The following is a 14,351-nucleotide window of genomic DNA, read 5'->3' on the forward strand; positions in this document are numbered from 1 at the left end:
AGTAATGGGGACCGGATCGCATTCCCCCGGTGATTGAGGAGGCGCCGTAGGCGCCGTCTCGAAATCAGCCGACCCTGCGTGAGGACCCGGCCATCCATGGCCCGGCTCCGAAGGGACGTCGCGTGATTTCGAGACGCCGGCCTGCGGCCGGCTCCTCAATCACCGCAGATCAGCGGGGGGCGGGGCCCGAGAACGCGATCACCGGGTCGTCGACCGTGGTGAACACGGTGAGGCGCACGATGTCGCGGCCGTCGGTGGGCACGTTGAACACGTAGGTGCCCGACACGGTGGAGTTGGGGCCGACCTCTCCCGGCACGGGGGAGGTGGCATCCTCGCGCAGCTCAAGGGCCGGCGTTCGGTCCTGGCCGTAGTCCACGTTGATGGCGACGTCGCGCAGCGAGACGGTCTCACCCGTCGAGTTGACGAAGTCGATCGTGAACTGGAGCGAGGGCCCGGCGATCTCGCCCGGCTCGTCGGCGGTGCCCTGCACGGCCTGGACCGAGGAGACGCGGATGGCGAGACCCTCGGTGACCGGCTGCTGCACCTCGTAGCTGGTGTCGACCTCGTCGGCCGAGTCGAGGGCGGGGTCCGGGACGGGAGCTGCCGGAACCGTCTCGGTCGGCGCCGGGGTCGGTTCGCCGGACGGCGAGGCGGTCGGGGTGGGCGTCGGTGACGCGCTCGCGGAGGCGCTCGGCCGGGAGGAGGTCGGTGCCGGCGTCGGCGAGCCCTGCGGCTGTGTGGCGGCCCAGATGCCGAGGACGACGAGCCCGAGGATCACGAGTCCGGCGAGGATGCCGACGATCAGCCAGGTGCGGCGACGGCCGGGGTCGGTGGACTGCTCAGGGGTCTCGTCGGTGGTCACGGGTTCTCTCATTCGGGCTGGAGTGCCGCAACTCTATAGGTGAGGGGATGCCCTGGTCTGGCCCCAATACCGGGGGAGGGCTGAGCGCCGGCCGGGGAAACGCTGAGCGCCGCTTCGGTCGGTCAGTCGCCGCGGCGGACGCGGATCGGCTCGCCGTCGGTGAAGCGGTTGTCCTCCAGGGCGACGGGGCTGGTCGGCGGCGAGATGATGGCGCAGTCGTCCCGGCGGGTGTTGCGGCCGAACACGTTGCCGGTGACCGTGATGCCGTCGACGGGCCCGTAGTCGTCCTGGGCGACGTTGATGCTGCACCAGCCGCCGTCCGCCTCGTTGTTCCGGAAGGTGACGTCGGCCACCTCGCCGCGGTCCTGCGTGATCTGCACGACGGCGTTCCAGGCGCCGCTGAGGCTGCTGTTCTCGATGACGATGTCGCGGCCGATCTGGATCTGCACGTTGTCGTCGTGGGTCGGGCCGCCGTCGTGGACCGGGTCCTCGTCGTAGTGCAGGTTGTCGTGCAGCCACGAGTCGCTGATGGTGACGTTGTCGCCGACGATGTGCACCTGGTCGACGACGCCGTGGATGTCGACGCGGGTGAGGGTGAAGTTCGAGCCCATGATGCCGTTCACATAGGGCGACGGGGCGGTGGCGAACAGCTCGGAGTCGATCACCTGGAGGTTCGCGGCCCCGGCCATCGCGTCGATGACGCCGCCGTTCGTGCCGCCGCTCTCGCCGCGGACGATCGAGTTGCGGATGATGACGTCGGGCGCGAGCACGACCACCTGTCCGTGCACATCCACGGAGTCGAGGATGGTGCCGGCCTCGGTGATCTTGATGTTCCCGTCGACGCGGGTCAGGTGGAGGCCGTGCGGCACGCCGGTCTTGTCGGCCCAGGGCGAGCTGGTCGGCGGCACCGCGAAGAAGACGACGGCCGGCAGGATCAGCAGCACGGCGGCGAGCGCGCCGAGGATCGCCCACCATGCGCGGCGGGGGCGGGTCTTCTCCTCGGTCTGGATCTCGGCGGTCACGGCCCTCCTCAGTAGGACCGGATCGTACCCTGGTCCGCTCCGGGATCGGGGGCGCCCGTTCACCCCTCCCGCACGAACACCGCCGCCCCGTCGGTGAACCGGTTCCCGCTGAGGGTCACGGGGACACTGAGGGGTCCGACGATGGCGCAGTGCCCGATGCTGCTGCGCAGGCCGAAGATGTTGTCGCGCACGGTGAGCCCGCGGACCGGCTCTCCGCTGCCGGAGAAGTTGATCATGCAGTCGCCGTCGTCGAGGGTGTTGCCCGCGATGGTGACGTTGGCGATGGGGGAGCGGCTGGCCCCGATCATCACGACGACGTTGTCGGCGTCGACGAGCACGTTGCCCGTGATCAGGATGTTGCTGCCGCCGACGATCTGGATGCTGTCGTCGTGGGAGCCGTCGGAGTGGCTGGGGTCGTTCGCGTAGTGCACGTTCCCGTGGATGCGGGAGTTCGCGACGACCACGTTGTCGCCCGCGATGTGCACGCCGTCGATGACGTTCGAGATGTCGGCGCCGTGCAGCTCGAAGTTGGAGCCCATGATGCCGTTGACCGTGTGGTTCGGCGCCGTCGCGACGATCTGGGTGTCGAGCACGCGGAGTCCCGGGTGCCCGTCCATCGCGTCGATGAGGCCGTGCTGGCTGCCGGAGTCGAGCCCGCGGACGATCGAGTTGGAGATCGTGACGTTCGGCGCCCGCACGATGATGCGGCCGTGCACGTCGAGGGCGTCGAGCACCTGCCCGGGCTGCGTGGCGTAGATGTCGCCCCAGACGACGGTGCGCGCGATGCCGGGGCGGAATCCGCCCGCGCCGACCGGGCCGCCGCCGCCGGTGCCGCTGCTGCGGGTGCTGCCCGCGACGCCGGAGGTGCGCCGGCCGCTGCTCGAGGTGCCGGCCGCGGTCTCTGCAGTCGCCTGTCGGGCGGCCTGCTCGGCGGCCTCCCGCTCCGCCTTCTCGCGTGCGGCGCGCTCGGCGATCTCCCGCTCCGCGCGCTGCCGCTCGCGCCAGAGCCGCTGCCGCTCCTCCTGCCGCGCCGCAGCACGGAGTTCGGCGGCACGGCGCTGCTCGATGCCGGCGCTCATCGAGCTCGCGGTCGGCAGCTCGAGGGCCTGGGCGAGGCTCTCGCCGGACGCGGTGGGCAGCGGGGACCCGGATGCTCGAAGAGGCGCGGCGCTCGCCGGAACGGGGACGAGGGTGGCGAGGAACACCGCCGCGAGCGTGGTGGACGCGGTCGCGCGGAGCAGTCGGAGTGGGCGGGACAGGCGGGTGCCGGGCGGTCGCAGGGCCACGGGGTCAGGCTCGATTCGGGTCTCGGGTCGGGACGACCAGCAACCCTAGGGGAGATCCTCGGCGTGTCGCTTCACGTTCTGGGTGAAGGTTCGCCTGATCAGAGCGCGAATACACGAAGGGCGCGGAGCCTTCCGGCCCCGCGCCCTTCACGCGTTCCCCCCGTTGCTACTTCGACCGGAGCAGAGCCGCGGTGCCGTCCGTCCAGGTGTTGCCCGACATCGCGACGGGGCTCACCGGGCTGTAGACGGCGCACCGGTTGACGCTGCCGTTCAGGCCGAAGATGTTGTTCGTCACGGTCAGGCCCCGCACGGTGCCCTCGCTGGTGACGTTCATGATGCAGTCGCCGTCGTCCATCTTGTTGCCGGTGATGGTGACGTTCGACGTGGCGCCGCTGTCCTGGTTGACCATGATCGCGGTGTTCTGGGCGTCCTCCATCACGTTGCCGCTGATGAGGATGTTGTTGCCGGCGACGATCTGGATGTTGTCGTCGTGCGAGCCGTCCGAGTGGTACGGGTCGTTCTCGTAGTGCACGGTGCCGTGCAGCCACGAGTCCTTCACGACGACGTTGCTGCCGGCGATGTGCACCTGGTCCACGGTGTTGTGGATGTTGACCCGGTGCAGCTCGAAGCCGGAGCCCATGATCCCGTTCACCGTGTAGTTCGGCGTCGTGGCGACGATCTCGGAGTCGTAGATCTTGAGGCCCGGCTTGCCCGCCATCGCGTCGACGAGGCCGTACTTGCCGCCCTGGTCGGTGCCGCGGATGATCGAGTTCTTGATCGTCACGTTCTCGGCCTTGACGATGACGCGGCCCCGGATGTCGAGCCCGTCGAGGACGGTGCCGGCGGTGGTGATCGTCTGGTCGCCCTGGACGACCTTCAGCTGGGTGCCGGCCGGCACGCCGGTCGAGCCGTTGCCCGCGGGGACGGAGGGGGCGGGAGCCGGGGCCGGGGCCGTGGTCTTCGTCGGCGCGGGGGCCGGGGCCGGGGCCGCGGTGCTCTTCGTGGGCGCCGGGGCCGGCGCGGGAGCCTGCGTCGTCTCGGTGGGCGTCGGCGTCGCGGTGGGCGTCGCCGTCGGCGTCGAGGAGGGCTGCCGGGTGCCGCTGCCGGGCTTCGTGGTCTCGGTCACCTGCTCGGCGACCTCCTCGGCGACCTCGTCCGCGTCGGTGGTGGTGCCCGGCGACGCGGTGGCGTGGTGGTGGCGGCGGACGGCCTCGGCGACCTCGTCGGTGTCCACCTCGGTGACGCCGCTCGTGACCTCGACGGTCGCGTCGGTCACGGGCAGGGCGGGCGCGACGCTCGGCGTGCCCGTGGTCGGCGCGGCGCTCGGGGCGGTGCTCGTCTCCTCGGCGGGCGCGGTCGTGCGCTTCGCGGTGGCCGGGCGGGAGTCGTCGCGGTGGCCGCGGATCTCGACCAGCGCCGCGCGCCAGCCGCGGGGGGTGCCGGGCAGCGAGATGTGGCGCGTCTCGTTCTTGCCGAGCTTGAAGGTCGCGCCGGTGGCGGCGTCGGCGCGCTGGTAGCGGCCGAGCTCGCCGCGGGCCTTGCCGCCCTTGAAGTAGCCGACGACGCTGACTTCGGTCGAGCCCGAGGCGTTGCGGTTGACGAGGCTGACCTCGTCCATGTCGTCGAGCGACACGACGGCGAGCTGCGGCGCGGTGTCCGGCTGGCCGTCCGAGGTCAGGGAGGCGGTGGCGCACTCCGACCCGTCGGTCGAGCACAGCGCGACGTAGCGCGGCTCAGCGGCGACGAAGACCCCCACGGTCGCAGCGGCGACGACGGCGACGGTCGCAGACAGGCCCACGAACGGAACGGTCCGCTTCGTGGCATGTCGAGAACGACGGAAGAACCCCAAACCAATACCCCAGACATCACATCGCCGCGGGCATGACGGAGCATTCCCGGTGCTCTTACCCGAGGCGATTGAACGGTGGCTGAGCGCAACCTAGGAGGGCGCTTCAGCCGCTGACGAGTCCCGACGGTAGCACCCCCCGAACGAGGGACGCGGGGGTCTGAACGCTTCCCTGAACGCTCGGTAACGGATCGGTAACGTCCGCGTATGTTGCACCGCGCAACTCAATCCCTTGAAAACAGAGGGATCGAGGGCGACTGCCGGAGCACTCGACGGCGTCCGGGTCAACCCCCCAAAGTCACATCAACTACTTGTTGAAGGTTCGGCGTTTCCGGCGTGTCGACATCCGTCGGCCCGAAGCAGGCGACGGCGATTGGGGGACGAGTGCGTCGCGAGCCGGGGTGGGGAGGGGTCAGCGGCGGGCGTCGACCGGCTGCGGGAGGATCTCCGACGCCGTCTGGTCCCAGCCCTGCTTGCGGCGGCGGCCCTTCGACAGGCCGTGGATGGTCTCGCCGTTCGCGAGGCGCATGGCGAGCTCCTCGTAGCCGAGGGCCACCTTGTCCCAGTCGTACATCGCCTCCGCCCGGCGCTGGAGCGCGCCGCCCACCTCGTCGGCGTCGAAGTCCGCGGATTCGGCGTGCTCGAGCAGCGGGGTGAGCTCGGCGGCGTCCGCGAAGTAGAGTCCGCTGCCGCCGGTGACCTCGCGGTTGAAGACCACGTCGTAGGCGATCACGGCCGTGCCGGCGCCCATGGCGCGCAGCAGCGACGGGTTGGTGCCGCCCACCGAGTGGCCGTGCAGGTAGGTGCGCGCGTGGGCGTAGAGCTGGTTGAGCTCGTCCTGGTCCCACACCCCGCCGAGCATCTTGACGCGGGGGTCGGCGGCCGCGGTGCGGGCGATCCGGTCGGTGTACTCGGCGGCGTAGGGGGCGCTGCCGACGACGACGAGCGGGTACTTCGCGCTCGAGCGGGTGTAGCCGTCGACGATGACATCGACGTGGTTCTCGGGCTCGAAGCGGGCGACGACGACGTGGAACTCGCCCGGCTTCAGCCCGTGCTTGGCGAGCTTGTCGGTGCCGAGGCCGGTCAGCTGCGAGGAGCCGTAGGTGAGCAGCTCGGTGGGCACGCCGAACTCGGCGGCGTAGTAGTCGGCGATGCCCTGCGCGTCGGCGATGAGGGCGTCGCCGGTGCGGACGGCGAACTCCTCGGCCATCCGGTAGTAGCGGCGGCCCCACTTGCCCCACTTGCCGCGCTTCCACTCGAGCCCGTCGACGTGCACGGCGGTGGGCACGCCCTTCAGGCGGATGATCGGCACGAACGGGGAGTTGGCGGCGTTGAACACGAACGCCATGTCGTGAGTGCGGTGGGTGAGCAGGTGCAGCGCGGAGAGGGCGCTGTGGCTGAGGGTCTCGAGGGTCTTCTTCTTGAGCGCCGGCAGGTGCACGAGCTTCATGCCGAGGTGCTCCGCGGGGCGGACCTTGTCCTTCGGCCGGCAGTAGACGGTGACCTCGTGGCCGCGGGCGGCGAGCCGGCTGCCGATCTCCTCGATGGCGGTCTCGAAGCCGCCGTAGGCGGCGGGCACGCCGCGCGTGCCGACCATCGCGATGCGCAGGCGCTGAGCGGGGGCGGAGGGGAGGGAGGAGGAGGTCATCGGGTGCTCGCGTTCGGGGGTTCGCGTTCGGGGTACAGACGGGAGGAATTCCCCCGCCCGTCCCGCGGCAGTGTGGGGGAGCACTGTCGGGTTGCGGGACGGGCGGGGAGCCCGGATCCGTTGGGGGGGACTGATCCGAGCGGTGTTGCCGGATCCGTTGGGGGGACTGATCCGGGTCGTGCGTCCGGCGTTGTCGGGGGAAACGCCGCCGGGGGTTCTGCACCGGATCCGTTGGGGGGACTGATCCGGGTCAGAGGGGGCGAATCGCTTGGGGGAAGCGATCCTGTCGGCCCTTCGGGTGGTCGGGCCGACGCGGCCCTTGCGGGCCGGGTCTACGGGTAGCGGGTGGTCTGGGTTGTTCGGCTTCGGGTGGGTAGACGGTTTGGTTCAGGGGACGGGTCAGGCGCCGACGCGTCCGGCGGCGGGTGTGGCGGCGCCGGCCGTGATGGCGTCGAGAGCCCCGCGCAGCTTCGTGCTGGAGGTGCTCATCGTGTACGGGAAGTAGACGACCTCGACGCCGACGGCGGCGAACTCGCGCTCGAGCTTCAGGCCCTTCTCGGTGCCGCGCCAGTCGTCGCCCTTGAAGAACACGTTGAAGCGCAGGTCGCGCCAGGTGTCGAGCTTGTTCGGCACGACTTCGGCGTGCACCTCATCCACGTACCGGATGTTGCGCACGATCTCCATGCGCTCGGCGAGCGGGATGACGGGGGTGATCCCCTTCGTCTCGCGCAGCATCTCGTCGCTGACGACTCCGGCGATCAGGTAGTCGCAGTTGTTCTTGGCGTGCTTGAGGATGTTGAGGTGGCCGACATGGAACAGGTCGAAGGCGCCGGCGGCGTATCCGATTCGGGTCATCGGGGAGGACCACAGCTTTCACTATGGCTGCATTACGCCCGCCTCATCGGGTGAACAAGGCTGCTCGGGTAAGCCGGGCGTTCGGTTCCCTTCGGGTTGCAGCGGGTGTATGCAAGGAACCGTGTCCTCAAGTTAGCGGACGTGAACCACGACGCGCGACACCAGCAAGGGGGGTTTTCTTCCCGTTCTGTTCACCCCTAGTGGGGGTGGAACCGGCAAGGGTGAGCGGTCACCCTCCGGTGCGCGTGGTCCGATCCTGGTTCCACCCGACGGAGCCGCCGGCGGCGAGCACCTTCTGCGCCCGCCGGTTCATCAGCCGGAACGTGCCGTAGTAGATCGCAAACGGCACCCACATGCGGGGCTGGGTCGAGAACCGCTTCGCCATGTCGCGGTACTCGTGCCCGCCGGGGCCCCGTGTCCCTTCGGGGAGGTCGAGCGTGAGGAGCTGCTTGTTGCCGACGAGGATGCGCGTCCCGCGCTTGATAACGGCCCGGAGCGTGCGGGGCGCGTCGACGGTGAACTCGTGGTCGTCGACGCTGATCCGCTCGTCGTAGGCGAAGTTGCGCTGCGCGAAGCGGTCGTCGGCGATGACGTCGGGGAACTCATCCCACCGCCGGCGGCCGGCAGCGGAGACGGCGTAGACGCCGGACCCGATGTGGCCGCGCTTGCGGTAGTCGGTGAGCTGCCAGACCTTGTAGTACTGGCGGACGGGCCAGCTGCTGCGGCTCGAGTCGACCCGCATGCTGGGCGCGGCCGCGCGGGGCTCGTCGGTGTCGAGGGCGTCGGCGAGGGCGAGCAGCGCGTCCCGGGACATCACGACGTCGGCGTCGACGTAGGCGCGGGGGAAGACGTCGCCCGCCGCCGCGTCGCCCGCGTTGAGCGCCGCGATCTTGGAGCCCTTCTCGACCTCGACCACGGTGACGCCGGGCACCTCGCGGGCGCGGTCGGCGGTGCGGTCAGTGCAGCCGTTGGCGGCGACGACGACACGGAGCTCGTCCGGCCCGGCACCCTCCAGGAGAGTGCGCAGGGTGCGCCCGATCAGGTGCTCCTCGTTGTGCGCGGGGATGACGACGCTGATCCGGGGCGGCATGAGCCGGATCGTATCAGCGGGGTCCGCGCCGGTTCGCCTCCCCGATCGGGGGAGCGGCGGCCGTCGGCTCGGCCGCTGCACCCGCCGCGCGCGACGCGGGAATGCCGGAGACGGCGAGGGTGAGGAGGACGAGCAGCGCCCAGTTCCCCTCGACGAGCAGGCGGCTCTCGGCGAGCGCCTGGGTGAGCAGGGCGGTGAGCAGCAGGGCGGGCAGCACCCGGCCGAGCAGCCACGACGACCCCACCGCCGGCACTCCGCGCCGCCCGATACGGGCGATGAGCGCGCCGAGCAGCGCGAGGAAGAGCAGCAGGCCGAGGACGCCGAGCTGGACGGTTACGTCGAGGAACGCGTTGTGCGCCTGCAGGTACTCGACCCCGTTGCGGACGGCGAGCCCCTCGTACGGCTCGACGCCCGGCACCCAGTAGCTCATCCAGCCCCAGCCGAGCACGGGCCGCTCGCCGACGAGGCCGAGCACCGCGCTCCAGATGTCGAAGCGGCCGGTGAGGTCTTCGCTCTTGCCGAGCAGCGGCAGCAGGGTGCGCTGGGCGGCGAGCACGAGCGCCCCGAGCACGGCGAGGGCGGCGACGGCGAGCCAGAACGGGATGCGCCGCGCGGGGGAGCTGCGCCACAGCAGCATCAGGCCGAGCGTCACGGCGCACGCCGCGGTCGCGACGAGGACGGTGGAGGAGCGGGTGAGCACGAGCATCAGCGCGGCGAGGGCGACGCCGGCCCAACCGAGTCCGGGCCGGACTCGCCGCGCGGCGAGCAGGCAGCCGGTGACGATCAGTGCGAGGAGGGCGACGAAGCCGAGGAGGTTGGCGTTGCCGAGGATGCCCTGAATGCGCCCGCCCTCGAAGAGCAGGGCGCGGCTCCAGTAGAAGGCCTGCGGCACCTTCTCGCCCGGATCGACGTCGATGGGGAAGACGGGCAGGATCGGTCGGCGGAGAATCCCGGCGACGACGGCCTCGAAGAGCAGCGACAGCGCAAGGATGGCCTGCAGCGCGACGGCGAGCGCTCGCAGGAGCGCGCTCCACCCGATCCAGGCGTAGAGCACGGCGGCGGCCCCGGTGGTGGCCCCAAGCACGACGATCGCGAGCACGGTTGCGAGCGGATACGCCGACCACACGAGCGACACGACGGCCCACCCGAGGAACGCCCCCAATAGAAGGAGCGGCAACCGCCCACCCCGGCGATCGAGCGGCCGCCCTTCCCGGTGATTGAGGAGGCCGCGCAGCGGCCGTCTCGAAATCACGCGACCTCTCGGCTGGTCCCCACCCTGCGCATCCCCGCGTCCCCGCCACATCCGCACCCCGACCACCGCAAGCACGACGGCAACCAGGACACCCCACACCGCGAACCCATACCAGGAGAGCGTGTTCCGGATCGCCTCCCCGGCGAAGAGGGTGAACAGCACCCACACGGCGACCGCAAAGCGGAGGCGGGTGGGGGAGCGCATGCCTTCAGCGTAGGAGGACGGCGGATCCTCACGGGCTCTGCCGTGTGATCGATCCGACGAGGGTCTGGGTTAACTGCTTCTTATGTGTAACTATCGATCTATCCGGGGGGATCGTGCGCTTACCCAGCGTCCCTCTGGTATGTGATCCCGACCACACCGGCATTGGCGCCGTCCGTACTTGAAGGGTGCCACTGGTGCTCGATTCCGCTGTCCGTACTGTTCGTGCTAGCGACCCGCGCGCTCGCGCGGACTGGCACGTCTCGTACAGTCGCCGCCTCGCGTTGACGGACGCTCTCGTCGTGCTTTGGGCAGTCACTGGCACGCAGCTGATCTGGTTCGGGATCGACTCCTCGACTGGCTCCCGTCCGGCTCGGGACCTGGTGGCCGAGTACACCATCACAACCGTGGTCACGGCGATGCTGTGGTTGGCGGCCCTCAGGTGGTTGGGCACAAGAGACCACCGAGTGATCGGGACGGAGGCGACCGAGTACAAGCGGGTGCTTGACGCCAGTCTGCGCCTCTTCGGAGGCTTGGCGATCGGGGCGTTCCTCTTCCACTTCGAGCTCGCTCGCGGCTATTTCCTCACCGCGCTTCCCCTGGGTCTCATCCTCCTCTTCGCTTCCCGGTGGATGTGGCGGCGGTGGTTGCACGCGCAGCGCCGCGCCGGGCGCTACACCTACAAGGTGCTGATTGTCGGTTCCCCTTCCAGCGCGCTCCATCTCGCCACTGAGCTAGCTCGCCACCCGGACGCGGGCTACACCGTTGTGGGCGCGCTGGTGTCGAGCGAACAGGCGGCGAAGCAGCTCGACGGCTTCTCTGCGCCGGTCTACTCGGGACTGGACGACGTCCTCAGTGTGGTGGAGTCGAGCGGTGCAGACACGGTCGCGGTCACGAGCAGCGACGACCTGCCGCCGGGGAAGGTGCGTCAACTCAGCTGGGGGCTCGAGGCGGGTCGCCAGCACATCATTGTGGCTCCGAGCCTCACCGATATCGCTGGCCCGCGAATCCACACGCGCCCTGTCGCGGGCCTGCCGCTGCTTCACGTCGAGACGCCGCGGTTCGAGGGCGGAAAGGTCGTCACCAAGCGACTCTTCGACATCGTCGTGTCCGGTGCGCTCATTCTGGTGCTGTCAGGGCTCTTCCTGATCACCGGCCTCCTGGTGAAACTCACCAGCAGGGGACCAGTCTTCTACCGGCAGCAACGCATCGGCCTCAACGGGGAGCCATTCGGCATGCTCAAGTTCCGGTCCATGCGGCCGAACGCGGACGCCGAGCTTGCAGCACTCCTCGAAGCGCAGGGGACGAGTGACAAACCGTTGTTCAAGGTCAAGAACGACCCCCGCATCACTCCGATAGGCCAGATCCTCCGCAAGTACTCTCTCGACGAGCTACCTCAGCTCATCAACGTCTTCCTCGGCGACATGAGCCTGGTGGGCCCACGTCCGCAGATCGCCGGTGAGGTCGCGCTGTATGACAATGCCGCGCGTCGTCGACTGCTTCTGAAGCCGGGCATGAGCGGGCTCTGGCAGATCAGTGGCCGTTCCTCCCTAAGCTGGGAGGACGCGATCCGCCTGGACCTCTACTACGTGGAGAATTGGTCGATAACAGGCGACGTGATCATTCTGTGGAAGACCGTGCGGGCGGTCTTCGCTCCAGGCGAGGACGCCGCCTGAAACAGGGCGTCGGCGGCTTCACCGTTGCGCCGGTGATCTCGCCATGCCCGATACCCAGCCGCGGGTCGAGGCCACGGCTCGTGCGAGGCCCTCGCTCGAACCGGGAACGGCAGCCAGGAGCACGGCGCCTCGCACCTCAGGAGACAGGGGAGAGGCGGGACTACAAGGAATGACGATCAACCCCTGCGGAGGGAAAGAGGAGCTGGCGTGAGAGTCCTGCAGACGTTCTCTTTCGACGACCCGAGGGATCTGAACCCTTTCGGCCGCTTGCTCGTCGCATCCCTTCCCGCGGAAGTCCTGGCCCTCCCCTTCGACTGGCGCCGCGCAGTCGCTGGCCGTTACGAGGTCCTGCACGTGCACTGGCCTGAGTACCTGTATCGAGCCCCGAGGCCGTGGGCGCAACCCATCAAGACGGTCTTGTGCGCGCTCCTTCTACTGCGGCTTGCGCTCACGCCCGTCGCGCTTGTCAGGACCGTGCACAATGTTGCCCCGCATGAGGCCGGATCCCGTCTGGAGAGGGCGTTCCTCCGGGCCCTGGAGCGACGCACAGACATTTCCATCCTGATGAACACGGCCACCGCGCCCATCGGGCGCGCGTCCGTCCTTATTCCCCACGGCCACTACCGAGATTCCGTCGACGACTGGACGCCGGTCGCCCCGACGGAGGGCCACGTCGTGCTCTTCGGTCTTCTTCGGCCCTACAAGGGGATTGAGGAACTCATCGCGGCGTTCCGATCGTTGCCGGAGGCGGCGACGTATTCGCTGACGGTGGCGGGCGAGGTGTCCACGAGAGGGTATGGCGACGTGATCCAGAGACTCGCGGGAGACGACGATCGGATCGCTCTCGTGCTCAAGCGCGTGGATGAGTCAGCGCTTCTCGACCTTGTCCGATCTGCGCAACTGGTGGTGCTGCCGTACAGGACCATGTTGAACTCAGGCGCCGCGCTTCTCGCGCTCTCCCTCAACACCCCGATTCTCATCAGGGACACGCCGGTCGGTCGCGAGCTTCTGGACGAGTTCGGTCCCGACGCTGTTCATACCTTCTCGGGTAATTTGACGAGCGCCTCATTGAAGGAAGCGCTCGACCATAGCCGTGCCCTGGACCGGCGCCACTTCGCCGTGGACATGGGACGGCGCGACTGGTCGGCGATCGGCGCAGCGACAGCAGAGGCTTACCGGCGGGGGATATTCGAGCGCGCTTCGAGAGTTGGGCGCCGGCATGCAGTCAGCTAATCGCGGTGCGCGGGGGCGCGCGGCCTGGGTTATCGCCGATCAGGCGCTGGCGAGCCTTGCTAACGCCGGCTTGACCATCGGGTTGGCCCGCATCGTCTCGCCAACGGAGTACGGGGCGTTTGCGCTCGCGTTCACCATCTACTCGCTAGTGGTAGCAGTCGGACAGGCATTGACCGGCCAGGTCGCGGTGATTCGTTACTCCGGTGCCACGAGCGGGATGCGCGGCAGCGTCGTCGCCGCGGCCGGCGGCGCCGCAATCACCATCGGAGGAGTTGCAGCCCTCGTTGTGCTTGCCTGTGCGAGCTTCCTCGGGATGCCTCTCAGTACGGTTCTCGTCGCGACCGCGGTCGCGCTGCCCGCGCTGACACTGCAGGACTTCGTGCGGACAGTTCTCATCGCCTTCGGCACGCCTGCACGAGCGTTCTTCAACGACCTACTTTGGACGGGTCTTTGGGCGACCGCGTTCGCGGTTCTCTTCGTTGTCGGCGTTGATGTTGTAGTTCCGTTCGTGATCGGCTGGGGTGCAAGCGCGGTCCTCGCGGCAGCCGTCGGCATGTGGCAGGCAGGAGCCGCGCCCGCTCCCCTCAAAGCTGTGACTTGGGTGCGGCTTCACTGGGACACGGCCGTCCCGCTATTGGCGAATGCGTTCGTAGTGATGGGGGCCCTTCAAGTGGCCTTCCTGCTGATCGCGGCGATCGGTGCCCTAGAGGATGTGGGTGCACTCCGCGCGGCACAGACGCTGCTTGGCCCACTGAACATCCTCGGTTTCGCCGCCAGTTCCTTCGCCGTTCCGGAGATCGTGCGTGGGAATTTCGGGCGCCGTGGGCTGCTCTATGTGGCTGTGAGCATGAGCGCCGTGCTGGTGATCGTCACAGGCGTCTGGGGCGGGCTGCTGATGCTTCTGCCCGACTTCGTGGGAGCAGAGATCCTGGGGGCGACCTGGCAAGGCGCGAGGGAGGTGTTACCCGGCCTCATCATTTACTCGGCCGCAATCGCGGCCACTTCCGGGGCGACTGCGGTGATGAGGGCGCTCGACCGGCCTCGCTCGGCTCTTCTGGTGAGTATCCTGCTCGGGCCCTCGGTGGTCCTCTTCTCACTTCTGGGCGTCATCTGGGCAGGCGCCGTCGGAGCGGCGATCGGATTCGCGGTTGGCGCTGCTGTCGTAATTCCCCCCTGTTGGGTCCTCCTGATGCGAGATGTCCGCCAGGGTCGTAGGGGCGACCGGATCTGACGCGAACGTCGTCGGTGTGGCAACGGTCGGCGAGTTGCAGAGTGCTCGATTGTTACTGAGGAGGTGTGCTGTTGCGGGGGCTGTGGGCGGTTGTTGTTGTGGTTGTGCTGGCGTTGTTGGGTGGCGTCGGTGGGTTTGTGGGTGGTTCT

11 protein-coding genes are annotated in these 14,351 nt (G+C 69.1%); 3 read left to right on the plus strand and 8 right to left on the minus strand.

Annotated features, from left to right (window positions below; all coding sequences use genetic code 11):
- Window positions 1-169: 169 nt before the first annotated feature.
- The 8 genes from J3P36_RS15000 to J3P36_RS15035 form a co-directional block, all read right to left on the minus strand.
- Complete coding sequence (locus J3P36_RS15000; protein WP_210509044.1) at window positions 170-862, minus strand: hypothetical protein; 693 nt, start codon at window positions 860-862, stop codon at window positions 170-172.
- Between the two features lie 122 nt (window positions 863-984).
- Complete coding sequence (locus J3P36_RS15005; protein ID WP_210509045.1) at window positions 985-1,884, minus strand: hypothetical protein; 900 nt, start codon at window positions 1,882-1,884, stop codon at window positions 985-987.
- A 59-nt stretch (window positions 1,885-1,943) separates the two neighbouring features.
- Entirely contained in the window at window positions 1,944-3,170 is a 1,227-nt protein-coding gene (locus J3P36_RS15010; RefSeq protein WP_210509046.1) for a hypothetical protein, read from the minus strand.
- Between the two features lie 166 nt (window positions 3,171-3,336).
- Window positions 3,337-4,968, minus strand: coding sequence for a right-handed parallel beta-helix repeat-containing protein (locus tag J3P36_RS15015; RefSeq protein ID WP_210509047.1), 1,632 nt, complete (start codon window positions 4,966-4,968; stop codon window positions 3,337-3,339).
- A gap of 460 nt (window positions 4,969-5,428) precedes the next feature.
- The gene (locus J3P36_RS15020; protein WP_210509048.1) at window positions 5,429-6,664 is read right to left on the minus strand and encodes a DUF1972 domain-containing protein; all 1,236 of its coding nucleotides are present in this window, start codon (window positions 6,662-6,664) and stop codon (window positions 5,429-5,431) included.
- Between the two features lie 399 nt (window positions 6,665-7,063).
- Window positions 7,064-7,519 carry an adenylyltransferase/cytidyltransferase family protein gene (locus J3P36_RS15025; RefSeq protein WP_210509049.1) on the minus strand — a complete coding sequence of 152 codons (456 nt, stop codon included), beginning with the start codon at window positions 7,517-7,519 and terminating at the stop codon, window positions 7,064-7,066.
- 229 nt (window positions 7,520-7,748) lie between these two features.
- On the minus strand, window positions 7,749-8,609 hold the full coding sequence (locus J3P36_RS15030) for a glycosyltransferase (RefSeq protein WP_210509050.1): 861 nt from the start codon (window positions 8,607-8,609) through the stop codon (window positions 7,749-7,751).
- A 13-nt stretch (window positions 8,610-8,622) separates the two neighbouring features.
- Window positions 8,623-10,065, minus strand: a complete 1,443-nt coding sequence (locus J3P36_RS15035) for an O-antigen ligase (protein WP_210509051.1) — start codon at window positions 10,063-10,065, stop codon at window positions 8,623-8,625.
- 281 nt (window positions 10,066-10,346) lie between these two features.
- Between J3P36_RS15035 and J3P36_RS15040 the strand changes: the two genes are divergently transcribed.
- The 3 genes from J3P36_RS15040 (at window position 10,347) to J3P36_RS15050 (ending at window position 14,202) form a co-directional block, all read left to right on the plus strand.
- Window positions 10,347-11,738 (plus strand): sugar transferase, encoded by a 1,392-nt coding sequence (locus tag J3P36_RS15040; RefSeq protein WP_246854831.1) that lies wholly within the window; start codon window positions 10,347-10,349, stop codon window positions 11,736-11,738.
- A gap of 207 nt (window positions 11,739-11,945) precedes the next feature.
- Window positions 11,946-12,971: a glycosyltransferase gene (locus J3P36_RS15045; protein WP_210509053.1), complete on the plus strand. Its 1,026-nt coding sequence runs from the start codon at window positions 11,946-11,948 to the stop codon at window positions 12,969-12,971.
- Between the two features lie 82 nt (window positions 12,972-13,053).
- Window positions 13,054-14,202 carry a hypothetical protein gene (locus tag J3P36_RS15050; protein ID WP_210509054.1) on the plus strand — a complete coding sequence of 383 codons (1,149 nt, stop codon included), beginning with the start codon at window positions 13,054-13,056 and terminating at the stop codon, window positions 14,200-14,202.
- Window positions 14,203-14,351 lie beyond the last annotated feature (149 nt).

The sequence above is a fragment of the Naasia sp. SYSU D00057 genome (assembly GCF_017916505.1).
In the GTDB taxonomy this organism is placed as follows: Bacteria; Actinomycetota; Actinomycetes; order Actinomycetales; family Microbacteriaceae; genus Naasia.

Excerpts from the sequence above, each read along its gene's own strand:
- J3P36_RS15035 (WP_210509051.1), bottom strand. The coding sequence starts at position 10,065 with ATGCGCTCCCCCACCCGCCTCCGCTTTGCGGTCGCCGTGTGGGTGCTG.
- J3P36_RS15020 (WP_210509048.1), bottom strand. The coding sequence starts at position 6,664 with ATGACCTCCTCCTCCCTCCCCTCCGCCCCCGCTCAGCGCCTGCGCATC.
- J3P36_RS15025 (WP_210509049.1), bottom strand. The coding sequence starts at position 7,519 with ATGACCCGAATCGGATACGCCGCCGGCGCCTTCGACCTGTTCCATGTC.
- J3P36_RS15030 (WP_210509050.1), bottom strand. The coding sequence starts at position 8,609 with ATGCCGCCCCGGATCAGCGTCGTCATCCCCGCGCACAACGAGGAGCAC.